At 62.8% G+C, this 26,808-nt stretch carries 27 protein-coding genes and 1 pseudogene; 14 read left to right on the top strand and 14 right to left on the bottom strand.

Annotated elements, in window-relative coordinates:
• Positions 1-58: 58 nt before the first annotated feature.
• From AACU78_RS05940 to AACU78_RS05920, 5 genes and pseudogenes are all read left to right on the top strand, one after another.
• A pseudogene (locus tag AACU78_RS05940) lies at positions 59-439 on the top strand (DUF4172 domain-containing protein); the annotation flags it as partial.
• A gap of 85 nt (positions 440-524) precedes the next feature.
• Positions 525-767: an exodeoxyribonuclease VII small subunit gene (locus AACU78_RS05935; protein WP_003176346.1), complete on the top strand. Its 243-nt coding sequence runs from the start codon at positions 525-527 to the stop codon at positions 765-767.
• Positions 764-1,651 carry a (2E,6E)-farnesyl diphosphate synthase gene (ispA, locus tag AACU78_RS05930; RefSeq protein ID WP_106580251.1) on the top strand — a complete coding sequence of 296 codons (888 nt, stop codon included), beginning with the start codon at positions 764-766 and terminating at the stop codon, positions 1,649-1,651. The genes AACU78_RS05935 and ispA overlap by 4 nt, the downstream gene beginning before the upstream one ends.
• A 110-nt stretch (positions 1,652-1,761) precedes the next feature.
• Positions 1,762-3,660, top strand: a complete 1,899-nt coding sequence (gene dxs / locus AACU78_RS05925) for a 1-deoxy-D-xylulose-5-phosphate synthase (RefSeq protein ID WP_106580250.1) — start codon at positions 1,762-1,764, stop codon at positions 3,658-3,660.
• Positions 3,661-3,800: 140 nt separating this feature from the next.
• A complete protein-coding gene (locus tag AACU78_RS05920; protein ID WP_106580249.1) occupies positions 3,801-5,702 on the top strand; it encodes a TonB-dependent receptor domain-containing protein in 1,902 nt (633 codons plus the stop codon).
• Positions 5,703-5,808: 106 nt separating this feature from the next.
• Here AACU78_RS05920 and AACU78_RS05915 read toward each other — a convergent pair whose 3' ends face one another.
• From AACU78_RS05915 to nrdR, 12 genes are all read right to left on the bottom strand, one after another.
• Complete coding sequence (locus tag AACU78_RS05915) at positions 5,809-6,168, bottom strand: transcriptional regulator (protein ID WP_106580248.1); 360 nt, start codon at positions 6,166-6,168, stop codon at positions 5,809-5,811.
• Between the two features lie 125 nt (positions 6,169-6,293).
• Complete coding sequence (locus AACU78_RS05910; RefSeq protein ID WP_106580247.1) at positions 6,294-7,094, bottom strand: cobalamin-binding protein; 801 nt, start codon at positions 7,092-7,094, stop codon at positions 6,294-6,296.
• On the bottom strand, positions 7,091-7,510 hold the full coding sequence (locus AACU78_RS05905) for a nuclear FMR1 interacting 1 family protein (RefSeq protein ID WP_106580246.1): 420 nt from the start codon (positions 7,508-7,510) through the stop codon (positions 7,091-7,093). The genes AACU78_RS05910 and AACU78_RS05905 overlap by 4 nt, the downstream gene beginning before the upstream one ends.
• Complete coding sequence (gene ribA / locus AACU78_RS05900) at positions 7,507-8,124, bottom strand: GTP cyclohydrolase II (RefSeq protein ID WP_106580245.1); 618 nt, start codon at positions 8,122-8,124, stop codon at positions 7,507-7,509. Before ribA ends, AACU78_RS05905 begins: the two co-directional genes overlap by 4 nt.
• A gap of 129 nt (positions 8,125-8,253) precedes the next feature.
• Positions 8,254-8,979, bottom strand: a complete 726-nt coding sequence (locus AACU78_RS05895) for a substrate-binding periplasmic protein (RefSeq protein ID WP_106580244.1) — start codon at positions 8,977-8,979, stop codon at positions 8,254-8,256.
• Positions 8,980-9,034: 55 nt separating this feature from the next.
• A complete protein-coding gene (gene thiL / locus AACU78_RS05890) occupies positions 9,035-10,000 on the bottom strand; it encodes a thiamine-phosphate kinase (RefSeq protein WP_106580243.1) in 966 nt (321 codons plus the stop codon).
• Between the two features lie 18 nt (positions 10,001-10,018).
• On the bottom strand, positions 10,019-10,519 hold the full coding sequence (gene nusB, locus AACU78_RS05885; RefSeq protein ID WP_017135996.1) for a transcription antitermination factor NusB: 501 nt from the start codon (positions 10,517-10,519) through the stop codon (positions 10,019-10,021).
• Positions 10,516-10,992, bottom strand: coding sequence for a 6,7-dimethyl-8-ribityllumazine synthase (gene ribH / locus AACU78_RS05880; protein ID WP_003194576.1), 477 nt, complete (start codon positions 10,990-10,992; stop codon positions 10,516-10,518). The genes nusB and ribH overlap by 4 nt, the downstream gene beginning before the upstream one ends.
• Before the next feature lie 88 nt (positions 10,993-11,080).
• Positions 11,081-12,172 (bottom strand): bifunctional 3,4-dihydroxy-2-butanone-4-phosphate synthase/GTP cyclohydrolase II, encoded by a 1,092-nt coding sequence (gene ribBA / locus AACU78_RS05875; protein WP_106580242.1) that lies wholly within the window; start codon positions 12,170-12,172, stop codon positions 11,081-11,083.
• A gap of 15 nt (positions 12,173-12,187) precedes the next feature.
• Positions 12,188-12,850, bottom strand: coding sequence for a riboflavin synthase (locus AACU78_RS05870; RefSeq protein ID WP_106580241.1), 663 nt, complete (start codon positions 12,848-12,850; stop codon positions 12,188-12,190).
• A gap of 48 nt (positions 12,851-12,898) precedes the next feature.
• Positions 12,899-14,035 (bottom strand): bifunctional diaminohydroxyphosphoribosylaminopyrimidine deaminase/5-amino-6-(5-phosphoribosylamino)uracil reductase RibD, encoded by a 1,137-nt coding sequence (gene ribD, locus AACU78_RS05865; RefSeq protein ID WP_106580240.1) that lies wholly within the window; start codon positions 14,033-14,035, stop codon positions 12,899-12,901.
• On the bottom strand, positions 14,032-14,502 hold the full coding sequence (gene nrdR / locus AACU78_RS05860) for a transcriptional regulator NrdR (protein ID WP_164487963.1): 471 nt from the start codon (positions 14,500-14,502) through the stop codon (positions 14,032-14,034). The genes ribD and nrdR overlap by 4 nt, the downstream gene beginning before the upstream one ends.
• A 139-nt stretch (positions 14,503-14,641) precedes the next feature.
• Between nrdR and AACU78_RS05855 the strand changes: the two genes are divergently transcribed.
• The 3 genes from AACU78_RS05855 to trxA all read left to right on the top strand — a co-directional run bounded on the left by AACU78_RS05855 (position 14,642) and on the right by trxA (position 16,750).
• The gene (locus AACU78_RS05855) at positions 14,642-15,097 is read left to right on the top strand and encodes a YbaY family lipoprotein (protein WP_106580239.1); all 456 of its coding nucleotides are present in this window, start codon (positions 14,642-14,644) and stop codon (positions 15,095-15,097) included.
• Positions 15,094-15,750, top strand: coding sequence for a class I SAM-dependent methyltransferase (locus AACU78_RS05850; protein WP_106580238.1), 657 nt, complete (start codon positions 15,094-15,096; stop codon positions 15,748-15,750). Before AACU78_RS05855 ends, AACU78_RS05850 begins: the two co-directional genes overlap by 4 nt.
• A 127-nt stretch (positions 15,751-15,877) precedes the next feature.
• A complete protein-coding gene (gene trxA, locus AACU78_RS05845; protein WP_106580237.1) occupies positions 15,878-16,750 on the top strand; it encodes a thioredoxin in 873 nt (290 codons plus the stop codon).
• Here the strand turns inward: trxA and AACU78_RS05840 are convergent.
• Entirely contained in the window at positions 16,747-17,088 is a 342-nt protein-coding gene (locus AACU78_RS05840; RefSeq protein ID WP_106580236.1) for a hypothetical protein, read from the bottom strand. The genes trxA and AACU78_RS05840 overlap by 4 nt on opposite strands.
• A gap of 130 nt (positions 17,089-17,218) precedes the next feature.
• On the opposite strand from AACU78_RS05840, the gene AACU78_RS05835 reads away from it, so the two are divergent.
• The 5 genes from AACU78_RS05835 to AACU78_RS05815 all read left to right on the top strand — a co-directional run bounded on the left by AACU78_RS05835 (position 17,219) and on the right by AACU78_RS05815 (position 21,280).
• Positions 17,219-17,827, top strand: a complete 609-nt coding sequence (locus AACU78_RS05835) for a DUF2796 domain-containing protein (RefSeq protein WP_106580235.1) — start codon at positions 17,219-17,221, stop codon at positions 17,825-17,827.
• 148 nt (positions 17,828-17,975) lie between these two features.
• Positions 17,976-18,686 carry an ABC transporter ATP-binding protein gene (locus tag AACU78_RS05830; protein WP_106580234.1) on the top strand — a complete coding sequence of 237 codons (711 nt, stop codon included), beginning with the start codon at positions 17,976-17,978 and terminating at the stop codon, positions 18,684-18,686.
• A 1-nt stretch (position 18,687) separates the two neighbouring features.
• On the top strand, positions 18,688-19,953 hold the full coding sequence (locus tag AACU78_RS05825; protein ID WP_106580233.1) for an ABC transporter permease: 1,266 nt from the start codon (positions 18,688-18,690) through the stop codon (positions 19,951-19,953).
• An 11-nt stretch (positions 19,954-19,964) separates the two neighbouring features.
• Positions 19,965-20,486, top strand: a complete 522-nt coding sequence (locus tag AACU78_RS05820; RefSeq protein ID WP_106580232.1) for a DUF3299 domain-containing protein — start codon at positions 19,965-19,967, stop codon at positions 20,484-20,486.
• Positions 20,487-20,581: 95 nt separating this feature from the next.
• Positions 20,582-21,280, top strand: coding sequence for an OmpW/AlkL family protein (locus tag AACU78_RS05815; RefSeq protein WP_106580231.1), 699 nt, complete (start codon positions 20,582-20,584; stop codon positions 21,278-21,280).
• A gap of 211 nt (positions 21,281-21,491) precedes the next feature.
• Here the strand turns inward: AACU78_RS05815 and AACU78_RS05810 are convergent, their stop codons facing one another.
• Entirely contained in the window at positions 21,492-22,376 is an 885-nt protein-coding gene (locus tag AACU78_RS05810) for a sugar nucleotide-binding protein (protein ID WP_106580230.1), read from the bottom strand.
• A gap of 166 nt (positions 22,377-22,542) precedes the next feature.
• Between AACU78_RS05810 and AACU78_RS05805 the strand changes: the two genes are divergently transcribed.
• Complete coding sequence (locus AACU78_RS05805) at positions 22,543-26,790, top strand: DEAD/DEAH box helicase (protein WP_106580229.1); 4,248 nt, start codon at positions 22,543-22,545, stop codon at positions 26,788-26,790.
• Positions 26,791-26,808: the final 18 nt, after the last annotated feature.

Here is a 26,808-nt window from a genome sequence, read left to right as displayed (position 1 = left end):
AACGTCGGTGCATGCCGGAGTCATCGGCGCTGAAAAGGACTCGGGTAGGCGATCAGCGCGCGCCGGTTACTACAACGCATTGGAATCCAGCCAGAAGGCCACACTGGGTATCACCGATTGGCTGGAATGGTTCCTGAAAACCTTGCTGTTCAGCCTGGAGCAGGCGATGGCGCGAATTGACCGAGCTCTGGCCAAGACCCGGTTTTGGCAGCAGCACCGCGACCTCTCGTTATCTGCCGAACAGACCAAGGTACTCAACGGCCTGCTCGACGGCGGTGAAAAAGGGCTTCGAACACGGTATCAACGCCGCGCAGTACCAGGCAGAGGCGAAGGTGTCCAAGGCCACCACAACTCGGCATCTTACTGATCTGCTGGAAAAAACTGCCTGGTCCGTTTGCCTGGCGGAGGCCATAGTACGCGCTATCAAATCAAAGGCTGAAGCGACTGAAGCCACCCGCTCATTTGCCCACAATCCCCATGTCTGCTAGTGTCGCGCCGGTTTACCGTCTACCGGAATAGCCGCCATGGCCCGCAAAAAAGTTGCACTCGATTTCGAACAATCCCTCGCCGACCTGCAAACTCTGGTCGAGCGTCTGGAGAACGGCGAGTTGTCGCTGGAAGATTCGTTGACGGCGTTCGAGCAAGGCATCGGCCTGACGCGCGACTGCCAGAGCGCGTTGGCGCAGGCTGAGCAGAAAGTGCAAGTGCTGCTGGAACGTGACGGGGAGTTGGCCGAAGAACCTTTCGATGCGGAACAGCCGGAATGATCGACGCGTATCAGGCCAGTAGCCAAGCCCGGGTCAACGCGGCGCTCGAGCCCTTGTTTGTTGCGCCAAGCCCGGAAATGAAGCGTCTCTACGAAGCCATGCGCTACAGCGTGATGAATGGCGGCAAGCGTGTGCGCCCGTTGCTGGCCTATGCGGCGTGTGAAGCGCTGGGCGCGCCGGCCGAGCAGGCCAATGGTGCGGCGTGTGCGGTGGAGCTGATTCACGCCTATTCCCTGGTGCATGACGATTTGCCGGCGATGGACGACGACGATTTGCGTCGCGGCCAGCCGACTACTCACAAAGCCTTTGATGAAGCCTACGCCATTTTGGCCGGCGATGGCCTGCAGAGCCTGGCGTTCAGCGCCCTGCTGGACCCACGTTTAAATAGCGTGAACGCAGAAAACAGCCTGCGCATGGTGACCGCCCTCGCCCTGGCCGCAGGCCCGGCCGGTATGGTCGGCGGGCAAGCGATCGACATGGGTTCGGTCAGCCTCAAGCTGGATCAACAGGCCCTGGAACATATGCATCGCCACAAGACCGGCGCGCTGATCGAAGCCGCCGTGCACCTGGGTGCGTTGGCCAGTGGCCGTGCCGAAGCTGCGCAATTGGCCGCCCTGCAGACCTATTCCCGGGCTGTCGGCCTGGCGTTTCAGGTGCAGGACGACATTCTCGACGTCGAAAGTGACACCGCGACCCTGGGCAAACGCCAAGGCGCGGATGCCGCACGCGATAAACCGACCTATCCGGCCCTGCTTGGCCTTGAAGCGGCCAAGGCGTATGCCCTGGAACTGCGCGACCAAGCCCTGGATGCCCTGCGACCTTTCGACGCGGCGGCCGAGCCTCTGCGCGACCTGGCGCGGTATATCGTCGAACGCCGCCACTGATAATGGCGGCCATTGCAGCCGCATATCGGCCAAGTTCGGCGCTCTGCGTGGGCAGTTTGCACCGCTTGAGGTAAACTGCCGCCTCTTCTATACCTATAACGATTCGCCTGATGCCCACGACGTTTCAAGAGATTCCCCGCAAACGCCCGTCCACGCCACTGCTCGACCGTGCTGCCACGCCGGACGGCCTGCGTCGACTGGGTGAAGCCGAGCTGGAAACCCTGGCCGATGAGTTGCGCCTGGAATTGCTCTACACGGTCGGTCAGACCGGTGGGCATTTTGGTGCCGGCCTGGGTGTCATCGAGCTGACCATCGCCCTGCATTACGTGTTCGATACCCCGGATGACCGGTTGGTGTGGGACGTGGGCCACCAGGCGTATCCGCATAAAATCCTTACCGGCCGTCGCGAGCGCATGGGCACCCTGCGCCAGAAGGACGGCCTGGCCGCCTTCCCGCGTCGCGCCGAAAGCGAGTACGACACCTTTGGCGTCGGCCACTCCAGCACCTCTATCAGCGCAGCGCTGGGCATGGCGATTGCCGCCCGCCTGCAAGGCAGTGATCGCAAGGCGATCGCAGTGATTGGTGATGGCGCGTTGACCGCCGGCATGGCTTTCGAAGCCCTGAACCACGCGCCAGAAGTGAACGCCAACATGTTGGTGATCCTCAACGACAACGACATGTCGATTTCGCGCAATGTCGGTGGCCTGTCGAATTACCTGGCAAAAATTCTTTCCAGCCGCACCTATGCCAGCATGCGCGAAGGCAGCAAAAAGGTGCTCTCGCGTCTGCCCGGCGCGTGGGAAATTGCCCGCCGCACCGAAGAATACGCCAAGGGCATGCTGGTACCCGGCACCCTGTTCGAAGAACTGGGCTGGAACTATATCGGCCCGATCGACGGCCATGACCTGCCAACCCTGATCGCCACGCTGCGCAACATGCGTGACCTCAAGGGCCCGCAGTTCCTGCACATCGTCACCAAGAAAGGCAAAGGCTTCGCCCCGGCCGAAGTTGACCCGATCGGCTATCACGCGATCACCAAACTCGAACCGCTCAACGCCCCCGCCGCCGCGCCGAAAAAGGCCAGCGGGCCGAAGTATTCCGGTGTGTTTGGCGAATGGCTGTGCGACATGGCCGCCGCCGACTCGCGCCTGGTGGGTATTACCCCGGCGATGAAGGAAGGCTCCGACCTGGTGGCGTTCAGCGAGCGTTTCCCGCTGCGCTATTTCGACGTGGCGATTGCCGAGCAGCACGCCGTGACGTTCGCGGCCGGCATGGCCTGTGAAGGCGCCAAGCCGGTGGTCGCGATCTATTCCACTTTCCTGCAGCGCGGTTATGACCAACTGGTTCACGACGTGGCGGTGCAGAACCTCGACGTGCTGTTTGCCATTGACCGCGCCGGCCTGGTTGGCGAAGACGGCCCGACCCACGCCGGCAGTTTCGATTTGTCCTACTTGCGCTGCATCCCCGGCATGCTGGTGATGACGCCGAGTGATGAGAACGAACTGCGCAAGATGCTCAGCACTGGCCACCTGTACAACGGCCCGGCGGCCGTGCGTTACCCGCGTGGTAACGGCCCGAACGCAGTGATCGAGAAAGACCTGGAGCCGATCGAGATCGGTAAAGGGATCGTGCGACGCCAGGGCAGCAAAACCGCGTTTCTGGTGTTCGGCGTGCAATTGGCCGAAGCGCTGAAAGTCGCTGAGAAGATCGACGCCACCGTGGTCGACATGCGGTTCGTCAAACCGCTGGACGAAGCCCTCGTACGCGACATCGCTGGCAGCCATGAGCTGCTGGTGACCGTCGAAGAAAACGCCATCATGGGCGGTGCCGGTGCGGCGGTCAGCGAGTTCCTGGCGCGGGAGAACATCCTCAAGTCGGTGCTGCACCTGGGCTTGCCGGATGTGTACGTCGAACACGCCAAGCCGGCGCAGATGCTGGCAGAGTGTGGGCTGGACGAGGCGGGTATCGAAGCGTCGGTGCGCGCGCGCATGGCGCTGCTAGGCCTGTAGAAACCGGTTCAAAAAATGTGGGAGCTGGCTTGCCTGCGATAGCATCACCTCGGTCTTACTGACAAACCGAGGTGCCTGCATCGCTGGCAAGTCAGCTCCCACATTGGTTTTGTATTGCTGATAAATGCTATGGACAGCCCATGAACCGCCTTCGCTTTGCTCTGCCCTTGCTGCTGCTCCCCGCCCCTGACCTGCTGGCCGACAGCTTCGAGCGCGACGACGCACTGAAACTTCCCGACGTGGTGATCAGCGCCAACCGCCAGGTCCAGGCGCGCAACGACAGCAGCGCCGCCAATACCGTATTCACCCGCGACGACATCGACCGCCTGCAACCTACCAGCGTGACGGACCTGCTCAGCCGCGTACCCGGCGTACAAGTGGCACCCACCGGCGGCCGTGGCAGTTTGCCGGGCATCTATATTCGTGGCACCAAATCCGCGCAAAGCCTAGTGCTGGTCGACGGCCAGCGCATCGCCAATACCACCTCTGGCGACAGCGGGCTGCAATACCTGAACATCGACCAGATTGAACGTGTGGAAGTACTGCGCGGCTCGCGCTCGGTGATCTACGGCAGTGATGCGATTGGCGGCGTGATCCAGATATTCACCCGGCGTAATGCCGAGCAAGGCCTGCAGCCACGCTTGAAACTGGGGTTTGGCAGCCACCAGACCTGGGAGCGCAGCGTCGGTCTTTCCGGCGGCGATGAGCATACGCGCTTCAACCTTGGGGCGAGCCTGGATGACACGGTGGGAATCAACGCCACGCATGAGTCGTTTCAAAGCGATAGCGACCATGATGCCTATCGCAATCAGTCCATCAGCCTCAACCTCAGTCATGCGTTCAGCGATGAACTGGAGGTTGGTTTCAATCTGTTGGATAACCGTGGCAAGTCAGCGTACGACAACAGCTTTGGCCGCTACGACGCCGCTTCCGGGCAAACGGTCGGGCAGAAACCCTACACCGATTACACCGTGAGCAGCGCCAGCGGTTATGTCGACGCCCAACTCAATGAGCGCTGGCAATCGCGCCTGGAAGTGGGCCACAGCGAAAATCTCGACACCAAGCGCGATAAGCTCAGTGATGATTTCAGCGTGTTCAACACCTACCGCGACTCGGTCAATTGGCAGAACGACCTGACGCTTAACGACCAGAACAGCCTGATTCTGGGCGGCGACTGGTACGAAGACCGCTTCCACGGCAGCACTACCTTTACCGAAAACAGCCGCTGGAACCGCGCCGCCTTTGTGCAGCATCGCTTCCATGGCGAGTGGTTCTCCACAGAACTGGGCCTACGCCGCGACCAGAACCAGCAATTTGGTGGGCAAAACAGCTGGAGCGGTACCCTCACCGTGCCGATCAACCCTGACAATGACGTGCTGCTGAGCTACAGCGAAGGCTTCCGCGCGCCGACTTTCAACGACCTCTATTACCCTGACACAAAGTACAGCAACCCCAACTTGCAGCCCGAAACGTCAAAGAGCTACGAGCTGCAATGGCGCAGCCAACTGAGTGACAGCACGCGCCTGGAAGCCTCGCTGTATCGCACCCAGTTAAGCAACGCGATCATCCTCGACAGCACCAGCAAGCCGCAAAACGTGGCGTCGGCGCGTGTCGATGGGTTTGAAGCGGCGCTCAAGCAGGAGCTGTTTGGTTGGCAGAGTAACCTGGGCGCCGCCTTCATCAACCCGCGCGACCGTGACACGGGCCACACCCTGGCGCGTCGTGCACGCCGCACGTTGAACCTGGACCTGGATCGACAATTTGACAAGGTGGGACTGGGAGCCAGTTGGCAGGTCATCAGCAGCAGCTACGACGACGAAAAAAACCGCAACCGCCTGGGTGGATACGCACTGCTGGGGTTGCGCAGCAGTTGGGCGGTGAGCCGTGAAATCCAAATTTCACTAAAGGTCGACAACCTGCTGGACCGCCAATACGCCCGCGCCCGCTACAGCTATAACGCGTCGGACTTTTCCAACAATCAGGACTACCGCGAAGCGGGACAGACCTGGATGCTCGGGCTGACCTGGACCCCGACGCTGTAACCAACGCCCCGGCGCCTCGACCTATCGATTGACCTTTCAGGCAATGGCTCGCTGCCTGAACGAGTATTGCAGTGGCAGGGTCATGTGCGCCGCTCCCCTTGGCGCCTCAACGACGCTCGCGCATGGGCTCATTCGTGCTCAGATACCCGGCCTTGATGGCCTCGGCGCAGTCTATAAACCCATAGGCGTTAACACGGCCGGCCTCGGTAAAGCCGACGTAGAAGTCCTTTTTTTTGCCTTGGTTTTCCAGTTCAAAATCAAAACACTGTGAGCTGCCACTACGAATCGGGGTGATGCGCTTGGGCTGCTGGATAGCGAGAATGTCCTGCTTGGAGGTTCTTTCGCCTCGGCCAGCCTTCTCTACCAGCGGATCAGCCCAGAAATTCATCAACGTTGAGACACCTTCCAGCGTCGTGCAGCCGGTCAGCAAAAGGGCAGTAGAAACACCGATGATCAAACGACGCATGGCCACCTCCTGTAGTGGAATATCGCCATGCGGCACGCATCGCGGGCCATAGAGTAATCCGCTGCTGGCCGAGCCACTCAACGGAAGAATCTTATTAATCGGTAGGACAACACGCCTCTCGCACGCTAGCGTTGCGGGGCAATCAACGCGCAGAGCTTGGCCACCGCCTCGACCATCTGGCCGCTGGGCCGCTCCAGGCCTTTGTCCGGCACCAACAGCAAGCGTCCCTGCGCCACGGCGGCGATCTGCGGCCAGGCTTTCCAGGCCTCCAGCTGCGGCTGATCCCCAGCCAGAATCACTTCGGGATTGCGCTGCAACACGGACTCGATGCTCACCTGCGGCGCAGGCAGCTTCAAATCGGCGAACACATTGCGTGCGCCGCACACGCTCAGCGCATCGCTGATGATCTGCCCGCCGCCTACGGTGTACAGCGGCTGGTTCCATACCTGGTAAAACACCCGCAGCGGCTCGGCGCGCTGATAGCGCTGGCGCAGTTCGGCCAGGCGCTGACGTAACTGCGCGGCTAAGTGTCGACCGGCGTCTTCGCGACCCACTTGTTGGGCAATGGCTTGGACCTGGGCCGCCAGCTGTTCAAGGCTATGAGGTTCAGCGACGTAGACGGGAATATTCAGGTGCTGTAACTGCTCGCGCTGGGCAGGGCCGACACTGCCGGGCCACAGCAGAATGAGGTCGGGCTTGAGGCTGAGCAGACGCTCCATGTTCAATTGGCCGTAATGCCCCACTGACGGCACGTTCGCCAATGCAGCTGGCCGCTCACCACCGTCGAGCACACCCACCAGCAGGTCGGCGGCGCCCAGTTCCACCACGATCTCAGAGAGTGAAGGCGCCAGACTGACCACGCGCTCGACCGCCATCGCCTGGGCACTCAATACCAGCAGCAGAAGCGTCAGCCAGCGACTTATCATCCCAACTGACGCGGGATGCGATAGAGGTAAAACAGCACCAATGTCGACAATGCCAGCAGAAACAGCGGCACCGCTTCCAGACCGACAAACACCGCCAGCGCGCCGATCCAGGCTGGCAGGGCCGCCACCAACAGCGCCGTACGCCGACGAGCCGCGAGGGTGATCCAAGCCGCCGGTTCTTCGGGCGTATCAAGGGCTTTGGCGGTGGCGATCAGTGCGTGTTTATAGCCGTGAAAATAACGCAGGCTCAGAAACATCGAGGCCACGCCGGCGATAAACAGTGGCATGGCCAAGACGGGAAGCAGGGATTGGGCCTGGCCGAACACCAGGTTGATCACAAATAGCGGCAGCAATGCCAGGGCCAGGTACTGCCACCAGTTAAAGGACAGTCGCCGTTTCACCTGGCCACGGGTCACGCGCGGTCGACCTCGCCCTGATGCTCGTTGCCCATCATGTGGTCGAGCTTGCTGGCTTTGGTGGCCAGGTAGAGCTTGTTGTGCGGGTTTTGCCCGGTGTGCAGCGGCACGCGCTCGGCCACGGTGATGCCCATCTCGGTCAAGGCTTTGACCTTGCGCGGGTTATTGGTCATCAGGCGCAGGGATTTCACGCCCAGGTGCTGCAGCATTGGCAGGCAGATCGCATAGTCACGCTGGTCGGCGGCAAAGCCCAGGCGCTCGTTGGCCTCGACGGTATCGGCGCCGCCGTCTTGCAGTTCGTAGGCGCGGATCTTGTTCATCAGGCCGATGCCACGGCCTTCCTGGCGCAGGTACAGCAGCACGCCACGGCCTTCGCGGGCGATGGCGCGCATGGCGGCTTCCAGTTGCGAACCGCAGTCACAGCGTTGGCTGAACAATGCGTCGCCGGTCAGGCACTCGGAGTGTACGCGGCCAAGCACCGGCGCGCCGTCGGCGATGTCACCCAGACTGAGCACAACGTGCTCGCGACCGGTGGCCTCTTCAAGAAAGCCGTTCATGGTGAACGTGGCAAAAGGGGTAGGCAGCTTGGAAGCAGCGACGAAAACGACGGGCACCGTGTGCTCCTGATTTCAGATTTCACAGAGGGCGCCATTGTAACAGCAGGTTCCTACAGACGCTTAAGCTGAATTATCGCTGATAAAGATCAATAGGTTCGATTGGCCTTCGTCCCGGTTCTATGCAGGTCAGAACGGATAAGGCTGCTTCCAGTGTTCGAAAATCGGCTTCAGTTCGCCACTCTTGACCAAGGCCGTCATGCGCTGGTCATACACCGCCATCAAGGCCCGGCCGCGCTCAGTGTCGGCAAAGCCTATGTAAAGCGGCAGCTCGGCGATAGGCGTGAGCCTGAACTGCGAAGGATCGTGCGCCTGGCCCAGCACGTACCTGGCTTCGGCGAAGGAGTCGATGTAGAAGTCGGCGCGAGCGTGCTGCAGCATCGGCAGGATGCCATCTCGGCGTTCGATCTGGTTGAAGTGGTGCAGGTTGGGCAAGTACTCCTCGTACTTGTAGCCGCGTACCCAGGCCAGGCGGTAATTGCCCAGCGTGGCAAGGCTTGGCGTCGGCGTCGTTGCCAGCCCGAGGGCGTAGATGTGGTCTGAATCGAAATGCCAGTACGGGTACAACACGCCGCTGGCCTCATCGCGATAGGAACCGACCCAGCCATCCACCTCGCCGCGCTGGGCCAGGCCGACCGAGCGGGTATAGGGCTCGCTGCGGGTTTGCAGCGTGATGCCGGCGGGCTCGAAGACTAGGCGCAAAACGTCCCAGGCCAGACCGCTGCCATCTTTGTTGGTGTAGTCGTTCCATTCCTCACTGGCCAGCGTGATTTTGCCAGGCACCGGGGCTTGATCCGCTTGCGCCAGCAATGCAACGGCGCACAGCATACCCAGCAACCCTAGGCGCACATCCATGGTGGCAGCTTCCTACACGGTGAGAACCGTATAGAGGGTAGCGTAGGTGGCCGCCTTACGGCGTCTCGCGAAAATGCTGATAGCCGCGCACGGCCGGGGTGATGTCTTGCCCAGTGGCGTCGAGCAAGGTGACGCCCTGCCCCGCCTCGACCCGACCGATCACGTGGATCGGCCAACCAGCAGCCTGCAACGGCGCCAGCTCGGCCGGCGGCAAGGTGAACGCCAATACGTAGTCGTCGCCACCGCTCAGGGCCGCCACGCGCGCCTGGTCATCACCCAGAAACGCCAGCAAGGCCGCGGACAACGGCAAGTGCTGATGCTCAATCACCAGGCTGACAGCCGACGCCTTGGCGATATGCCCGCAATCAGCCAACAGCCCGTCGGAGATATCCATGGCCGATGTAGCCTTTGCCCGCAGCGCCAGGCCCAACGCCAGTTGCGGTTGTGGCGACCAGTAGTGCGCCAGCAGCGGCTCGGCGATAGCAGCGTCGGCCGTGCGTTGGCCCAGCACCAGCGGCAAGGCACCTGCAGCATTGCCCAGCTCACCGCCGACACACAGCAAGTCGCCCGGTTGCGCACCGCTGCGCGTCAACGCCTGCCCGGCCGGCACACGGCCAAACACGGTCAGGGTCAGGCTCAGCGGCCCGCGCGTGGTATCACCGCCCACCAGGCCCACGCCGCAGCTTTGCGCCATGGCGTTCAAACCCTGGGCATAGCGTTGCAGCCAATCGGCATCGACCGTCGGCGTTGTCAGGGCAAGGGTAAAGGCAAGCGGATGGGCGCCCATGGCGGCCAAGTCGCTCACTGCCACGGCCAGCGAGCGCTGGCCGAGCAGGAACGGGTCACACGGGTCGGCAAAATGCACGCCGGCCACCAAGGTATCGGTGGAGATTGCCAACTGCTCCCCGGCGGGGAGCGCCAGCAAGGCGCAGTCGTCGCCGATCCCAAGAGCAATGCCTTCGCCGCCCTGCGCACAGGGCGCGGCGGCGAAGTAGTTGCGGATCAGCTCGAACTCACCCATTGGGAAGGTAAGCGCGACTTAGCGCTTGTGTTCCTTCACTTCGGCTTCACGCAGGCGCGGGGCCAGCTTGTCGAGCACGCCGTTGACGAACTTGTGGCCGTCGGTCGAACCGTAGACTTTGGCCAGCTCGATCCCTTCGTTGATCACCACGCGGTACGGCACGTCAACGCGCTTGAGCAGTTCCCAGGTGGACAGGCGCATCACGCACAGTTCAACCGGGTCCAGCTCTTCGATCGTCAGGTCCAGGCAAGGCGCCAGCGCCGTGTCGATCTCGGTCAGGTTGGCATGCACACCGTGCAGGATGTCGTGGAAGTAGCTCTGGTCGGCAAACGTGAAGTCGTTGTCGACGCGGAACTGCGCTTCGATTTCGTTCAACGAAGCGCCGGCCATCAAACGCTGGTACAGCGCCTGGGTCGCGAGTTGACGCGCTTTACGGCGCTTCTCGCTTTTGGACGGCTTGCCGGCATCCGCAGGGCGCGGGTCTTGAGGGTTGAACTGATCGCTCTCGTCGGAAATCACTTGGCCTCCAACTGCGACAGCAGGCTGACCATTTCCAGCGCGGACAGGGCAGCTTCAGCGCCTTTGTTACCGGCCTTGGTGCCGGAACGCTCGATGGCTTGCTCGATGGAATCTACGGTCAGCACGCCGAAAGCGACGGGCACGCCGAACTCCATGGACACTTGGGCCAGGCCCTTGGTGCATTCGCCGGCCACGTATTCGAAGTGCGGAGTACCGCCACGAATGACCGCGCCCAGGGCGATGATCGCCGCGTATTCACCCTGCTGAGCAACTTTTTGCGCAACCAGTGGAATTTCGAAGGCGCCAGGGGCACGGATGAGAGTGATGTCGCTCTCGCTCACACCGTGGCGAACCAGGGCGTCAACGGCACCGCTTACCAGGCTTTCAACCACGAAGCTGTTGAAGCGGCCAACCACCAGGGCATAGCGGCCTTTGGGGGCGATGAAGGTACCTTCGATGGTCTTCAGGGTCATTCGACAAATCTCTTAAAGAGCCGGGACGCGAAAAGTGCGTCCCTCAGTGATGATTTAACCGCGAACAAGGGGCAAAAATCGCCAGCCTTTATTCGGAGGGCACGTATTCTACAACTTCCAGATCGAAACCGGATATCGCATTAAATTTCATTGGCGCGCTCATCAGGCGCATTTTGCGTACGCCCAAGTCACGCAGGATCTGCGAACCGGCACCGACGATGCTGTAGGTGGTCGGTTTTTTTACCGGCACGTGGTCGGCGGTTTCGCGGATATGCGCCAGCAATACATCGCCGTCCAACGGGTGACCGAGCAACAGCACCACACCGCTGCCTGCCTCGGAGACCGCAGCCATGGCGGCGCGCAGGCTCCAGCGGCCAGGCTGCTTGACCATCAACAGGTCGCGCAACGGGTCCATGTTATGCACACGCACCAGGGTCGGTTCTTCAGCACAGATTTTGCCCAGGGTCAGGGCCATGTGCACGTCGCCCTCCACTGAATCACGGTAGGTCACCAAATTGAATTGGCCCAGTTCGCTGTCCAGCGGCTGCTCGGCAATCCGCTGAACGGTACGTTCGTGGATCATGCGGTAATGAATCAGGTCGGCAATGGTGCCGATCTTGATGTCGTGTTCGGCGGCAAACGCTTCAAGTTCAGTGCGACGGGCCATGGTGCCGTCGTCGTTCATCACTTCGCAGATCACCCCGCTTGGCTCGAAACCGGCCATGCGCGCCAGGTCGCAGGCGGCTTCGGTGTGGCCGGCACGCGCGAGGGTGCCGCCCGGCTGGGCCATCAGCGGGAAGATATGGCCGGGGCTGACGATGTCTTCGGCCTTGGCGTCTTTGGCGGCGGCGGCTTGCACGGTGCGCGCGCGGTCGGCCGCAGAAATACCGGTGGTCACGCCGGTGGTCGCTTCAATCGATACGGTGAACTTGGTGCCGAAACCCGACCCGTTGCGCGGCGCCATCAACGGCAGCTTGAGCAGCTCGCAGCGTTCGCGGCTCATGGGCATGCAGATCAGCCCGCGAGCGTGCTTGGCCATGAAGTTGATGTGCTCAGCCTTGCAGGCCTCGGCGGCCATGATGATGTCGCCTTCGTTCTCGCGGTCTTCGTCATCCATCAGGATGACCATCTTGCCTTGGCGGATGTCTTCAACCAGTTCTTCGATGCTATTGAGCGCCACGCGGCACCCCCTTGGTCAGGATTTAAGGTAGCCGTTAGCGGCTAAAAAACTTTCAGTGATGTTCCCGGCAGTAGGCTCTGCGGCCTTATCGCCCAACAGCAGGCGCTCCAGGTAACGGGCAAGCAAGTCGACTTCCAGATTCACCCGGCGACCTGGCTGGTACGAGGCCATGATGGTTTCGCTCAGGGTGTGGGGAATGATGGTCAGTTCGAATTCGGCGCCATTGACGGCGTTCACGGTCAGGCTGGTGCCATCGACGGTGATCGAACCTTTGTGGGCAATGTACTTGGCCAGCTCTTTGGGTGCGCGGATGCGAAATTCCACGGCCCGTGCGTTTTCGCTGCGGGACACCACTTCGCCGACGCCATCAACATGGCCGCTGACCAGGTGGCCGCCCAGGCGCGTGGTCGGGGTCAGGGCTTTTTCCAGGTTGACCGGGCTGCCGGCCTTGAGGTCGTTCATCGCGGTGCAGTCCAGGGTTTCCCGGCTGACGTCGGCGGCAAAGCAGTTGCCAGGCAGCTCGATGACGGTCAGGCACACGCCGCTGACGGCGATGCTGTCGCCCAGCTTGACGTCGTCCAGGTCCAGCTTGCCGGTTTCAACCAGCAGGCGTACGTCGCCGCCTTTGGGAGTCATTGCACGGATGCTGCCGATGGATTCGATAATGCCGGTGAACATTTCGTTCTCCTGAAAACGAGGGGCTGTCGCTCAAGCGCGGGCCGGGAATTATACGCTCGCTGCTGGCATAGGGATGGCAGTGACTCGCCAGTCGTCGCCTACAGCGCGCATGTCAGTGATCTTGAGTTGGGGGGCGTCGGCCAGTTTCTCAAGCGGCCAGTCCAGCAGAGGCCGAGCGGCGGAGCCAAGGAACTTGCCGGCGACGAATATCACGTACTCGTCCACCAGCCCTTGCTGGGCAAACGCACCGGCCAGGCTCGGGCCGGCTTCCACCAGCACTTCGTTGACGCCACGGGCGGCCAGGGCCACCAGGGCCGAGCGCAGGTCGACCTGACCATCAACGCCCGGCACCACCAGGCATTCGGGGCCACGGGGGAATTGGTTTTCCGCCGTCACGCAGGTGATGACCAACGCCGGGCCGGCCTTGAAGAACGGCGCGTTGAGCGGCACCCGCAGGCGCCCGTCGATCAACACGCGCAACGGCGGGCGGGACATGGCAAGTGCGGTGGTTTCATCGTCCAGGCCCAACTCGGCGGCGCGTACAGTCAGACGCGCGCCATCGGCCAGCACCGTGTCGGCGCCGGTCAGCACCACACTGGCCTCGGCACGCAGGCGCTGTACGGCGGCGCGGGCGGCCGGGCCGGTGATCCATTGGCTTTCGCCACTGGCCATCGCGGTACGGCCGTCCAGGCTCATCGCCAGCTTGACCCGCACAAACGGCAGACCGTGCTCCATGCGCTTGAGAAAGCCAGGGTTCAGCGCGCGCGCTTCGCTTTCCAGCACGCCGCTGCGGGTTTGGATACCGGCTTGCGCCAAGCGCTGCATGCCACGCCCGGCCACTTCCGGGTTCGGGTCCTGCATCCCGGCCACCACGCGCGCAACACCGGCAGTCACCAGTGCATCGGCACACGGCGGCGTGCGTCCGTGGTGGCTGCACGGCTCCAGCGTGACATACACCGTGGCGCCACGCGCCTTGGCACCGGCGGCGCGCAGGGCATTCGGCTCGGCATGCGGTTCGCCGGTGCGCTCGTGCCAGCCTTCGCCGACAATCTGCCCGTCACGTACAATCACGCAGCCCACACGCGGGTTGGGGTGGGTGGTGTACACGCCCTTGCGCGCCAATTCGAGGGCGCGGGCCATGTAATGGGCGTCGAGGACAGCTTGTTCGGCAGACGGAGGGTTCATTTTTTGGCAGGCTCACGGGCCAGGCGGTCGATTTCTTCGCGGAACTCATTGAGGTCCTGGAAGCGTCGATACACCGAGGCGAAACGGATATAGGCGACTTCGTCGAGCTTTTGCAGCTCGCCCATCACCAGCTCTCCAACCACCAGGCTCTTGACCTCGCGCTCGCCGGTCGCACGCAGCTTGTGCTTGATGTGCACCAGCGCCGCCTCCAGCCGCTCGACACTCACCGGGCGTTTTTCCAGGGCGCGCTGCATACCGGCGCGCAATTTGTCTTCGTCGAAAGGCTGGCGGCTGCCGTCGGACTTGATCAGACGTGGCAATACCAGTTCGGCGGTTTCGAAGGTGGTGAAACGTTCACCGCAGCCAGAGGCCAGGCATTCGCGCCGGCGACGTACTTGATCGCCCTCGGCGACCAGACGCGAGTCAATGACCTTGGTGTCGTTGGCACCGCAGAAGGGACAGTGCATGGTGGCAGGCAACAAAAAAAGGGAGGGCCATGGTAGCGCATCCCTGTGGCAAGACAAGCCATAGCCTTTACGGTATATAGGCAGGCTTATATGTTTCTTTATTTTAAAGCCACGGATTTTGCCCTTTCTGGAGCCGTACATGCAGTTACGACCACTTGTTTTACTCACCCTGTTCAGTTTTCTGGTCGCCTGCAGCAGCGAAGCCCCCAAGCCTTCGGTGCCTCAACCGACGCCTGCCCAAGAGAAAAAAGTGCCCGGCATTGAAGACCTCGGCCCGCTGCCGGCTTACCAGCGCGAAATCAACGGCACCCTCAACGGCGTGCCGGCCAACGCCGAAGTCGAACTGGCCCTGCTGGTGATTGACGAGCGCAACCGCCCGCAACAACTGCTCGCCAGCAGCGTATTGACCGGTAACGGCAAGCCCCTGGCCTTCCGCCTGCGCTTTAACCCGGAAGCGTTCCCGGCCGGTGCGCGGGTTGAATTGCGCGGTCGCGCCAGCCAGTCCGGCCAGTTGATCCTGCACCTGCCCGCCGTGCGTATCACCCAGGCGATTACCCAGGCCACTGGCCCGCTGCAGCTCGTCCCGGCGCCATGACGCCACCGCTGGACCTGCAACGCGCCCTGAGCGCGCTGATCGGCGACGCGCAACTGGTGCCCTGCCCGCTGCCGGGCACCGAGCTGTCGTTGTGGCTGCTGGACGCGGACAATATGGACCGCGCCTTCAGCCAGGAAGAAACCCGGCGCATCCTGCATGAACCGCCCTACTGGAGTTTTTGCTGGGCCAGCGGCCTGGCGCTGGCGCGTTACCTGGCGGCGGACCCCGAGTGGGTCGCCGGCAAGCGCGTGCTGGATTTTGGCGCAGGCTCTGGCGTGGCCGCAATTGCCGCCGTCAAGGCGGGCGCGCTGGAAGTGGTCGCGTGTGATTTAGACCCGCTGGCGTTGGCATCCTGCAGGGCGAATGCCGAACTCAATGGCGTGGAACTGCGTTATTCAGCCGACTTTTTCGCCGAAGCCGATCGCTTTGACCTGATCCTGGTGGCCGACGTGCTTTACGACCGCGCCAACCTGCCGCTGCTTGATCAATTCCTGACGCGCGGCCGTGAAGCACTGGTAGCAGACTCGCGCGTGCGCGACTTCCAGCACCCGGCTTATCAGCGCCTGGAAGTCCTTGATGCGCTGACCCTGCCAGACCTGGCCGAGCCTTGGGAGTTTCGCAAGGTGAGCCTGTACCATTCGCGGCGCGCTTGAGGCCATCGCGGGCAAGCCCGCGCCCACAAGGGAATGCGATCAAGTGTGGAAGCGGGCTTGCCCGCGATAGCGATCTGGACTCCATCACCTTATAGTTGCCCCATTCCCGCTTTATTCGAGACGCCCCATGAGTGAGCCCACGCCGTACATCTTCGACGTCACCACCGCCACCTTCGACCAGGCAGTGATCCAGAACTCTTTCGAGAAACCCGTGCTGGTGGATTTCTGGGCGGAGTGGTGCGCGCCGTGCAAGGCGTTAATGCCAATGTTGGCGAAAATTGCCGAGAGTTATCAGGGTGAGTTGCTGCTGGCCAAGGTCGATTGCGAGGCTGAGCAGGATATCGTCGCGCGCTTTGGCATTCAGAGCCTGCCCACCGTGGTGCTGTTCAAGGACGGCCAACCGGTGGACGGGTTTGCCGGCGCGCAGCCGGAGTCGGCGGTGCGCGCAATGCTGGAGCCGCACGTGCAGATGCCACCACCGGCGGCGGCTGATCCGCTGGAGCAGGCCCAGGCGCTGTTTGCCGAAGGCCGCATCAGCGATGCCGAAGCGGTGCTGGTGACGCTGCTGGGTGAAGACAACACCAACGCCGGCGCGCTGATCCTGTACGCGCGCTGCCTGGCCGAACGCGGTGAACTGAGCGAAGCCCAGGCCGTGCTCGACGCCGTGAAAAGCGACGACCACAAGGCCGCCCTCGCCGGCGCCAAGGCGCAAATCACGTTCCTGCGCCAGGCCGCCGAGCTGCCGGACGCCGCCGACTTGAAAAGCCGCCTGGCGCAAAACCCGCAGGATGATGAGGCGGCCTATCAGTTGGCGATTCAGCAGCTGGCACGCCAGCAATACGACGCGGCGCTGGAAGGCCTGCTCAAGCTGTTTATCCGCAACCGCAGCTACAGCGAAGGCTTGCCGCACAAGACCTTGCTGCAGGTGTTCGAACTGCTTGGCAATGACCACCCACTGGTCACCGCGTACCGCCGCAAGTTGTTTGCTGCGCTGTACTAATCGCCGATCCAGCTGTACAGCGGCGTATCCCCGCCGCTGGTCACTTTCACGCGGGCGCTATGGCGCAAACGCACCAGCAGGCGCTTGCCTGATGCGGCGTCACCGGCCAAGCCTTCCAGCTGATCGAGCAATTCCAGCCCGTTGAGTTGCCCGGCCTTGCGCAACAGGTCCTGGGCGTTCTGCCACAGATCATCAGTGTGTTTGACCGGTGCGACAGCGGGCGCGCTCGGCGTGGGCGCGGCCTGCAACTGGGCGCCCAATCGCGCCCAATCGCCGTCGTCCAGCTCCAGGGTCAAGTCCACCGGCATGTCGCCGACAGTTCCACGAATTCGCAACATCGTCCTTACTCCTGCACTTTTCTGACGGGCATGCTCCCACGCGGCTTGCGCAACGCCAAGCGGGCGGTCAAACTCTGGCACTATTGTTATAAGATCACATAACAAAACTTTCATGTTCTGGAGCCTTCTCATGCGCCGTCTGCTGCTTGCTTTGCCGTTTGCCCTGCTGCCACTGGCAGTTGCCCATGCTCACGATGATCACGAACATGAGCACGGCAGCCTCGGCGCCCACGAGCATGGCGTTGGGCGTCTCAATGCGGTACTCGACGGTCAGGCACTTGAGCTGGAATTTGACAGCCCGGCCATGAATCTCGTGGGTTTTGAACACCAGGCCAGCACGCCCGCCGACAAAGCCAAGGTTGCCGCAGCCCGCAAGTCACTGGAAAACCCACTGGCCCTGTTCAATGTGCCCAAGGCCGCCAGTTGCGTGCTCAGCACCCAGGAACTCAACAGCCCGCTGTTCGGCGACAAGCCGGAAGCCGACCATGACGACGACGACGATGATGACCATGCCACCGACGGCAAAGGCGCAGCCGCCCACGAACATCATCATGACCACAGCGAAATCCACGCCCACTACCAATTCACCTGCGCCACGCCGACGGCCTTGAGCAACCTCGACCTGACCCAGGTGTTCAAGACCTTCCCCGCCACTCAGAAGATTCAGGTACAACTGATCGGCCCAAGCGGCCAGCAAGGTGTGGAAGCCACGGCACAGGCAGCTACCCTGACATTCTGATTTGAAACCCCAATCACTGTGGGAGCTGGCTTGCCTGCGATGCAGACGACTCGGTCAGTCAGATGCACCGCGTTGATGCCATCGCAGGCAAGCCAGCTCCCACATTGGATCGGCGCCACGCTCTACAACCAGGCGATATTGATTTCACATGACCCAAGCACTGATCGAACTGTCTGACCTGGGCTTCAACTGGCCCGGTCACCCACAGTTACTGGACATCCCCGCGTTTAGCCTGCAAGCAGGCGAAACCCTGTTTCTCAAAGGCCCGAGCGGCAGCGGCAAAACCACGTTGCTCGGCCTGCTTGGCGGCGTGCAGAAACCCAGCCGGGGCAGCATCCGCCTGCTCGGCCAGGAGCTGACCGAACTCTCGGCCGGCGCCCGCGACCGCTTTCGCGTGGACCACACCGGCTACATCTTCCAGCAGTTCAACCTGCTGCCGTTTCTGTCGGTGCGCGAGAACGTCGAGTTGCCCTGCCACTTTTCCAAGCTGCGCGCGCAACGCGCGGTTCAGCGCCACGGCAGCGTCGACCAAGCCGCCGCGACCTTGCTCGCGCATTTGGGCTTGAAGGACAAAGACCTGCTGGAACGCCGCGCCGACTCACTGTCCATCGGCCAACAACAACGCGTCGCCGCCGCCCGCGCGCTGATCGGCCAACCGGAACTGGTGATCGCCGACGAACCCACCTCGGCGCTGGACTACGACGCCCGCGAGGCTTTCATTCAATTGCTGTTCGCCGAATGCCGCGACGCTGGCGCCAGCCTGCTGTTTGTCAGCCATGACCAGAGCCTCGCGCCGCTGTTCGACCGCCACCTGTCGCTGGCCGAACTCAATCGCGCCGCCACGCACGCAGAGGTTTGAGATGTATTTGTTTCGTCTAGCCATGGCCAGCCTGGCTAACCGCCGCTTTACCGCGATCCTCACCGCCTTTGCCATCGCGCTGTCAGTCTGTTTGTTGCTCGCGGTGGAACGCGTGCGGGTTGAGGCGCGCAACAGTTTTGCCAGCACCATCAGCGGCACCGACCTGATCGTCGGCGCGCGTTCGGGCTCGGTCAACTTGCTGCTGTACTCGGTGTTCCGTATCGGCAATGCCACCAACAACATCCGTTGGGACAGCTACGAGCACTTCGCCGCCAGCCCGCAGGTGAAATGGGCGATCCCGATTTCTCTCGGCGACTCGCACCGCGGCTATCGGGTGATGGGCACCAACCAATCCTACTTCGAGCATTACCAATACGGTCGCAAACAGAACCTCGAACTGGCCAGCGGCCGCGCCTTTGCCACCGACCCGTTTGAAGTGGTGCTCGGTGCCGAAGTCGCCGAGGCGCTGCATTACACGCTGGGCGACAAGCTGGTGCTGGCCCACGGTGTCGCGGTGGTCAGCCTGGTCAAACACGATGACAAACCGTTCACCGTGGTCGGTATTTTGAAACGCACCGGCACGCCGGTGGACCGCACGCTGCACATCAGCCTGGGCGGCATGGAAGCCATTCACATCGACTGGCACAACGGCGTGCCGGCCCAGGGCAAAGGCCGCATCAGTGCCGATCAGGCGCGCAACATGGACCTCACGCCACAGGCCATCACCGCGTTTATGCTCGGCCTGAACAACAAGATTTCCACCTTCGCCCTGCAACGCGAAATCAATGAATTCCGTGGCGAGCCGATGCTGGCGATATTGCCGGGCGTGGCCCTGCAAGAGTTGTGGAGCATGATGGGCACCGCCGAAAAAGCGCTGTTCGTGATCTCGCTGTTCGTGGTGCTGACCGGTTTGATCGGCATGCTCACGGCGATCCTCACCAGCCTCAACGAGCGCCGCCGTGAAATGGCAATTTTGCGCTCGGTGGGCGCGCGGCCGTGGCACATCGCAACGCTGCTGATCTTTGAAGCCTTCGCTCTGGCCTTGTCCGGCGTGGTCGCTGGCGTCGGCTTGTTGTACGTGTGCATCGCCGCCTCGCGGGGGTATTTGCAGGCCAATTACGGCCTGGACCTGCCGATGTCATGGCCGAGCGAATATGAATGGACCTTGCTCGCCGGCATCCTCGCGGCGGCGCTGTTAATGGGCAGCGTGCCCGCGTGGCGCGCCTATCGACAATCACTGGCCGATGGCCTGTCCATACGTTTATGAGGAAGGCTTCGATGCGTCGCGCCCTGTTTGCAATGTTGCTGTTGGTGGCAGTGCCCGTCTGGGCCGAAGACCAGCCCAAGGATCTGTCATGGCAGGAGATGATCCCCCCGGACGCGCCGCCGGAAATCCCCAACATGAAACCGCTGCACGACCTGTCGAACATGGCCGACGCGCTGTCGGTCGAGTCGGCGCCGGCCGCCAAGCAGGATTTGCCCAATGCGCCGGTGGTGCAAAGCCTGGACGGCAAGCACATCCGTTTGCCGGGTTACATCGTGCCGCTGGAAGTCAGCGAAGAAGGCCGCACCACCGAGTTTTTGCTGGTGCCGTATTTCGGCGCGTGCATCCACGTACCGCCGCCGCCCTCGAACCAGATCGTGCATGTGAAAAGCGAAGTCGGGGTGAAACTCGATGAGTTGTATCAGCCGTACTGGATCGAAGGCGCGATGCAGGTCAAGCCGTCATCCAGCGAACTGGCCGACGCCGGTTATCAAATGGATGCCGACAAGATTTATGTCTACGAGCTGCAGGAATAGGGGCTGATCGCCCTTTCATTGAGCTGAGTCAAAGGATCGAACGGAACGATCTTTACCATTGGACGTACAACTTTTAACGTCCTTTTGGAGCTCCCATGAACAAGTCTCTGCTCGGCGCGTCCCTCTTCGCGCTCGCCCTCGCCGCCCCTGCCGTCCACGCTCACGAAGCGGGCGACATTCTGATTCGCGCCGGTGCAATTACCGTGAATCCGAAAGCTGACAGCGGCCATGTGAAGGTTGATCAGGGCCCATTGGCGGGCACCAACCTGGGCGGCAAGGCGACCATGAGCAGCGACACCCAACTGGGTTTGAACTTCGCCTACATGCTGACCAACCACGTCGGTATCGAGCTGCTGGCGGCCACGCCGTTCGAGCACGATGTGAAGATCAAGAACACCGCCCTCGGCGCCGCCAATGGCAAGCTCGGCACCCTCAAGCACCTGCCGCCAACCTTGAGCGTCGTGTACTACCCGCTGGATAGCAAATCCGCCTTTCAGCCGTACGTGGGCGCCGGCATCAACTACACCTGGATCTACGACGAGCACGTCGGCAGCCGCGCCGAACAAGCCGGTTTCAGCAACTTCAAGGCCGAAAACTCCTGGGGCTGGGCCGCACAGATCGGCGCCGACTACATGATCAATGACAAGTGGATGATCAACGCCCAGGCGCGCTACATCGACATCAGCACCAAGGCCACCGTCGATAACAACGCGCTGGGCCAAGGCACACGCGCCAAGGTCAATGTGGACGTCGACCCGATGGTTTACATGGTGGGTATCGGCTACAAGTTCTAAGTCACACGGCATAACCCATGTGGGAGCGGGCTTGCTCGCGAAAGTGCAGGGTCAGTCGACGATGTGTTGACTGACCTTGCGCATTCGCGAGCAAGCCCGCTCCCACATTTGGTTTTATAGCGTGTCAGCTGTGGCGGTAGAACCTGTCGGGCATCGCAGGCAAGCCCGCTCCCACACCAAACCGGCGCCCACATTCCGGTTTTGTGTGGTGTCAGCTGTGGCGGTAGAACCGGTCCAGCAACGCCGGTAACCCCGCCCGCCACGCCCGAGGCTTGATGCCAAAGGTGTGCAGGATTTTCTTGCAGGCCAGCACCGCGTGTTGCGGTTCATCTGCCGCATCCGGGCGTGCCGCGTGAGCCTGGGCGGTAGGCGACTCGATCGCCAGCGGGTGGAAATTGCGCGCTTCGGTAAGGATCGCCTGGCCCAGCGCCAACGGTGTGGTCGCCTCCTGCCCGGCGTAGTGATACGTGCCCCACAGCGGCGCCGCGCAATCAAGTTGCTTGAGCACCGAGATGATCACCCGCGCGGCATCGTCCACGGGCGTCGGGTTGCCCCGGCGATCATCGGCCATCAGCAACTCGTCCGGCTTCTCGGCCCGCGCCAAAAAGCGCCCGAGCGTGCCGTCGACGCTGTCATCCAGCAGCCAACCAAAACGCAGCAGCACATGCTGCGGGCAGGTGGCGCGCACGCTTTGTTCGATGCGCCACAACGCCTGGCCGCGCAGGCCCAGGGGCACCGGCTCGTCTTTCTCGCTGTAGGCGGTGGCGCGGGAGCCATCGAACACGCGGTAGCTGGACGGTTGCAGCAAGGTGATGTTGTGGTGCTGGCACAGCTCGGCCAGGCGCTCGATGGCGAATTCCTGAGCGGCCAAACGGCTTTCGCTGACCGCTTCGGCCTGAAACCAGTCGAAATAGTAGGCGAGGTTGATCAACGCATCGGGACGGGTGTCGTCGAGCAATTGGGTCAGGCTCGCGGCATCCCAGCCGTCTTGGGGCGGTTTGGGTGCGAGGAAACCGATGTCTTCCTCTGCACCGAGGCGAATCAGCGCTTGCCCGAGGGCATTCCCGCCGCCCAGTAACATAAGGCGCATTCGCATAGAGTGTGCAGGCCCGGTCTGTTTGGAACGATGGTTATTGTCGGCAGGCGGATGAAGCCGGCCGTAGGTTTATTCCAGAATCGTTGCATTTTGCGGGTTTGTAGCGCAACCGTCACGGATAAAGTGCGGGGTTGCAACTTGGCACCGCCGGTTGCATATAAGGGGTATGAACCTTCCTGAAACCACGGACACGGTCTTGAACGGCTTTCACCCCGCTGTCAGCGCCTGGTTCCGCAGCTCTTTCCCTTCGGTCACCAGCGCCCAGGCCCAGGCGTGGCCGCTGATTCGCCAGCGCCGCTCCACCCTGATCGCCGCGCCCACCGGTTCGGGCAAGACCCTGACGGCGTTCCTCGCCGTGCTGGATGACCTGGTGCACCAAGGCCTGGCGAATGGCGGGCAACTGCCGCATGAGACGCTGGTGGTGTATGTCTCGCCGCTCAAGGCACTGTCCAACGACATCCAGATCAACCTGCAAAACCCGCTCACCGGCATCACCGAGCAACTGCAGGCGATGGGCTTGCCGCCCTTGGTGATCCGCACCGCCGTGCGCACCGGCGACACCCCGCAAAAAGACCGTGCGCAGATGCGCAAACGCCCGCCGCATATCCTGGTGACCACCCCGGAATCGCTCTACGTGCTGCTGGGATCGGACTCCGGTCGGCACATGCTCGCCAGCACGCGCACGGTGATCGTCGACGAAATCCACGCCATCGCCGCCAGCAAGCGCGGCAGCCATATGGCCCTGAGCCTGGAACGCCTGCAAGGCTTGTGCGCCGAACCGCTGACCCGCATTGGCCTGTCTGCCACGCAAAAGCCCATCGAGGCGGTGTCGCGCTTTTTGGTCGGCACCGACCGCCCCTGCGCAATTGTCGATATCGGCCACGCCCGCCCGCGTGACCTGGATATCGAAGTGCCGCCGGTGCCGCTCTCGGCGGTCATGGCCAACGACGTGTGGGAACTGGTCTACAACCGCCTCGCCGACCTGGCGCGCGAACACCGCACCACGCTGATTTTCGTCAACACCCGGCGCCTGGCCGAACGCCTGGCGCGGCACTTGAGCGAGCGCCTGGGCAAAACCGCCGTGGCCGCGCACCACGGCAGCCTGGCCAAAGAGCTGCGCCTGGACGCCGAACAACGGCTCAAGGCCGGCGAGCTGCAAGTGCTGATCGCCACTGCGTCCCTGGAGCTGGGGATTGATATCGGTGACGTCGACCTGGTGTGTCAGATCGGCTCACCCGGCTCCATCAATGGTTTTCTGCAACGCGTCGGCCGTTCCGGGCACCAGGTCGGCGGCACGCCCAAGGGGCGCTTGTTCGCCACCACCCGCGATGACCTGATCGAGTGCGCCGCCCTGCTCGACTGCGTGCGCCGGGGTGAGCTGGACACCTTGCAGATCCCGGTCGCGCCGCTGGATGTACTGGCCCAGCAGATCATCGCCGAGGTGAGCGCCCAGGAATGGTCGGAACCGGCATTGCTCGGTCTCATTCGCCGCGCCTCGCCCTACGCCGCGCTGGATGTGCGCCATTACCAGGCGCTGTTGCAGATGCTCGCCGAGGGCTATAACGGCCGCCAGGGCATCCGTAGCGCCTACCTGCACCGCGACGCCGTGACCCACACCCTGCGCGGGCGTCGTGGCGCCAGGCTGACGGCCGTGACCAGCGGCGGCACCATCCCCGACAACGCCGACTACAGTGTGCTGCTCGAGCCCCAGAGCCTGAACATCGGCAGCGTCAACGAAGACTTCGCGGTGGAAAGCATCGCCGGGGATATCTTCCAGCTCGGTAATACCTCCTACAGAATCTTGCGGGTCGAAGCCGGCAAGGTGCGGGTTGAGGACGCCCATGGCCAGCCGCCGACCATTCCGTTCTGGCTGGGCGAAGCGCCAGGGCGCAGCAACGAATTGTCGGCGGCGGTGGCGCGGTTCCAAGGCCAGCTCGACGCGCTGCTCAGCGCCACGCCTGGCGACTTGCAAGCGGCCCTCGACTGGCTCACCGGCACCCTTGGCCTGAACCACGCCAGCGCCGAGCAGATCCTCGATTACCTGGCCCGCGCACGCCTGGCCTTGAGCGCGCTGCCGTCCCAGGACACGTTGATCATGGAGCGGTTTTTCGACGAGTCCGGCGGCACTCAACTGATCATTCACACGCCGTTCGGCAGCCGTATCAATCGCGCTTGGGGCCTGGCGTTGCGCAAGCGTTTTTGCCGCACGTTCAATGTCGAATTGCAGGCGGCGGCCAGTGAAAATGCAATCGTGCTGTCGCTGTCGACCAGCCACAGTTTCGAGCTGGATGATGTGTGGCGGTATCTGAACAGCAACAGTGCCGAGCACGTCCTGATCCAGGCCGTGCTGGACGCGCCGTTGTTCGGCGTGCGCTGGCGCTGGAACGCCGGTGTGGCACTGGCGTTGCCGCGTTATACCGGCGGGCGCAAAGTGGCGCCGCAGATCCAGCGGATGAAAAGCGAAGACCTGATCGCCAATGTGTTTCCCGACCAGATCGCCTGCCTGGAAAACCTCGCCGGCGAGCGCGAAGTGCCCGAGCACCCCTTGGTGGAACAGACCCTCGACGACTGCCTGCACGACGCCATGGACAGCAACGCCTGGCTGGCGCTGCTGCGGCGCATGGAAAGCGGCGAAGTGCGGCTGATCAGCCGCGACCTGCCGGCGCCCTCGCCCATGGCCGCGGAAATTCTCAGCGCGCGCCCCTACACCTTTCTCGACGACGCACCCTTGGAAGAACGCCGTACCCAAGCCGTGCTCAACCGGCGCTGGAGCGACCCGCACAGCACCGACGACCTCGGCGCGCTGGATGCCGAGGCCATCGCCGGCGTGCGCGAGGAAGCCTGGCCGGCGCCCAATGGCCTGGACGAAATGCACGAAGCGCTGATGAGCCTGGCCTGCATTGCCACTCATGAGGTCACGCCACAATGGGCCGAGTGGCTGCAGGCCTTGGCCAAGGGTGGGCGCGCCTTTGCATTGAGCAATGGCCTGTGGGTGGCGGTGGAACGCTTGAGCTGTTTGCAGGCTATCTATCCCAACGACTTGCCCTTGCTGCCGGGCTTCGATGAACCCTGGACCGTTGATGATGCGCTGGTGGAAGTACTGCGCGCCCGCCTCGGCGGGTTCGGCCCGCTGAGCCTGATCGAGATCACCGCGCCGTTGGCCCTGCCGGTGGCAGACGTAACCCAGGCACTCGCTCGCCTGGAGCAGGAAGGCTACGTGCTGCGCGGCCGTTTCAGCCCTGGCGCCAGCGAAGAACAGTGGTGCGAACGGCATTTGCTCGCGCGCATTCATCGCTACACGGTCAAGCGCCTGCGCCGCGAAATCGAGCCCGTGGCGCTGCAGGATTTCATGCGTTTCCTGTTCGATTGGCAGCACCTGTCCGACGGTACACGCGGCCAGGGCAGCGCCATGTTGTCGCAGATTGTCGCGCAGTTTGAGGGCTACGCCGCCGCCACCTCGGCCTGGGACAGTGACTTGCTCAGCGCGCGCCTGAAGGATTACTCATCCACCTGGCTCGACGACCTGTGCCGCAGCGGCAAGCTGGTGTGGACGCGGCTGAGCAACAAGGCCGGCGCGATGGCCCTGCGCAGCACACCGGTGGTGTTGCTGCCGCGCAGCCAAGTGCCGCTGTGGAGCGGGCTGACCGAGATGACCGACAGCACCACGCTGTCGCCCAAGGCGCAGAAAGTCCACGTGGCGCTGCGTGAACATGGCGCGCTGTTTTTCGACGAACTGGTGCACGAAGCCCATCTGCTGCGCAGCGAACTGGAGACGGCGCTGCAGGAACTGGTGGGCGCAGGGCTGGTGAATGCCGACAGCTTCGCCGGCCTGCGCGCGCTGACCACACCCGCCAGCAAACGCCAGGCGCGCAGCAGCCGACGCGGACGCGGGGCGTTTATCGGCGGCATGGACGACGCCGGGCGCTGGGCTTTGCTGCGCCGTTCACCGAGCGCCGCCGGGCCACATTCGGCCGAGACGCTGGAGCATGTGGCAATGACCTTGCTGCGCCGCTATGGCGTGGTGTTCTGGCGGTTGCTGGAGCGTGAGGCGGATTGGTTGCCGAGCTGGCGCGAGTTGCTGCGCACTTTCCATCGGCTCGAAGCGCGCGGGGAGATCCGCGGCGGGCGGTTCGTCAGTGGGCTGGCGGGCGAGCAGTTTGCGTTGCCGGAGGCAATTGCGCTATTGCGCGAAGTCCGCCGCCGGCCGCATGACGGCAGTTTGATTGCGGTGTGCGGGGCTGATCCGCTGAACCTGGTGGGCACGCTGCTGCCGGGCAGCAAAGTGCCGGCGGTGAGTGGCAATCGGGTTGTGTACCGCGATGGGTTGCCGGCGGCGGTGAGGGTCGCTGGCAAGCAACAGGTATTGCTGGAGGTGGATCAGTTGGCGGTGCAGGAGAAGTTGATCAGGCATTAAGTCGCAGTGACTTCAAGG

The organism is Pseudomonas sp. R9.37, assembly GCF_963878885.1.
Classification (GTDB): domain Bacteria; phylum Pseudomonadota; class Gammaproteobacteria; order Pseudomonadales; family Pseudomonadaceae; genus Aquipseudomonas.
The sequence above is the reverse complement of the archived record's forward strand: the minus strand, read 5'-3'. Positions and strand labels throughout refer to the sequence as shown.

What these genes read in the sequence shown, in the direction of transcription:
- AACU78_RS05935 (WP_003176346.1), top strand. Translation starts at nt 525, where the DNA reads ATGGCCCGCAAAAAAGTTGCACTCGATTTCGAACAATCCCTCGCCGAC.
- ispA (WP_106580251.1), top strand. Translation starts at nt 764, where the DNA reads ATGATCGACGCGTATCAGGCCAGTAGCCAAGCCCGGGTCAACGCGGCG.
- dxs (WP_106580250.1), top strand. Translation starts at nt 1,762, where the DNA reads ATGCCCACGACGTTTCAAGAGATTCCCCGCAAACGCCCGTCCACGCCA.
- AACU78_RS05920 (WP_106580249.1), top strand. Translation starts at nt 3,801, where the DNA reads ATGAACCGCCTTCGCTTTGCTCTGCCCTTGCTGCTGCTCCCCGCCCCT.
- AACU78_RS05915 (WP_106580248.1), bottom strand. Translation starts at nt 6,168, where the DNA reads ATGCGTCGTTTGATCATCGGTGTTTCTACTGCCCTTTTGCTGACCGGC.
- AACU78_RS05910 (WP_106580247.1), bottom strand. Translation starts at nt 7,094, where the DNA reads ATGATAAGTCGCTGGCTGACGCTTCTGCTGCTGGTATTGAGTGCCCAG.
- AACU78_RS05895 (WP_106580244.1), bottom strand. Translation starts at nt 8,979, where the DNA reads ATGGATGTGCGCCTAGGGTTGCTGGGTATGCTGTGCGCCGTTGCATTG.
- thiL (WP_106580243.1), bottom strand. Translation starts at nt 10,000, where the DNA reads ATGGGTGAGTTCGAGCTGATCCGCAACTACTTCGCCGCCGCGCCCTGT.
- ribH (WP_003194576.1), bottom strand. Translation starts at nt 10,992, where the DNA reads ATGACCCTGAAGACCATCGAAGGTACCTTCATCGCCCCCAAAGGCCGC.
- AACU78_RS05870 (WP_106580241.1), bottom strand. Translation starts at nt 12,850, where the DNA reads ATGTTCACCGGCATTATCGAATCCATCGGCAGCATCCGTGCAATGACT.
- ribD (WP_106580240.1), bottom strand. Translation starts at nt 14,035, where the DNA reads ATGAACCCTCCGTCTGCCGAACAAGCTGTCCTCGACGCCCATTACATG.
- nrdR (WP_164487963.1), bottom strand. Translation starts at nt 14,502, where the DNA reads ATGCACTGTCCCTTCTGCGGTGCCAACGACACCAAGGTCATTGACTCG.
- AACU78_RS05855 (WP_106580239.1), top strand. Translation starts at nt 14,642, where the DNA reads ATGCAGTTACGACCACTTGTTTTACTCACCCTGTTCAGTTTTCTGGTC.
- AACU78_RS05850 (WP_106580238.1), top strand. Translation starts at nt 15,094, where the DNA reads ATGACGCCACCGCTGGACCTGCAACGCGCCCTGAGCGCGCTGATCGGC.
- trxA (WP_106580237.1), top strand. Translation starts at nt 15,878, where the DNA reads ATGAGTGAGCCCACGCCGTACATCTTCGACGTCACCACCGCCACCTTC.
- AACU78_RS05840 (WP_106580236.1), bottom strand. Translation starts at nt 17,088, where the DNA reads ATGTTGCGAATTCGTGGAACTGTCGGCGACATGCCGGTGGACTTGACC.
- AACU78_RS05835 (WP_106580235.1), top strand. Translation starts at nt 17,219, where the DNA reads ATGCGCCGTCTGCTGCTTGCTTTGCCGTTTGCCCTGCTGCCACTGGCA.
- AACU78_RS05830 (WP_106580234.1), top strand. Translation starts at nt 17,976, where the DNA reads ATGACCCAAGCACTGATCGAACTGTCTGACCTGGGCTTCAACTGGCCC.
- AACU78_RS05825 (WP_106580233.1), top strand. Translation starts at nt 18,688, where the DNA reads ATGTATTTGTTTCGTCTAGCCATGGCCAGCCTGGCTAACCGCCGCTTT.
- AACU78_RS05820 (WP_106580232.1), top strand. Translation starts at nt 19,965, where the DNA reads ATGCGTCGCGCCCTGTTTGCAATGTTGCTGTTGGTGGCAGTGCCCGTC.
- AACU78_RS05815 (WP_106580231.1), top strand. Translation starts at nt 20,582, where the DNA reads ATGAACAAGTCTCTGCTCGGCGCGTCCCTCTTCGCGCTCGCCCTCGCC.
- AACU78_RS05810 (WP_106580230.1), bottom strand. Translation starts at nt 22,376, where the DNA reads ATGCGAATGCGCCTTATGTTACTGGGCGGCGGGAATGCCCTCGGGCAA.
- AACU78_RS05805 (WP_106580229.1), top strand. Translation starts at nt 22,543, where the DNA reads ATGAACCTTCCTGAAACCACGGACACGGTCTTGAACGGCTTTCACCCC.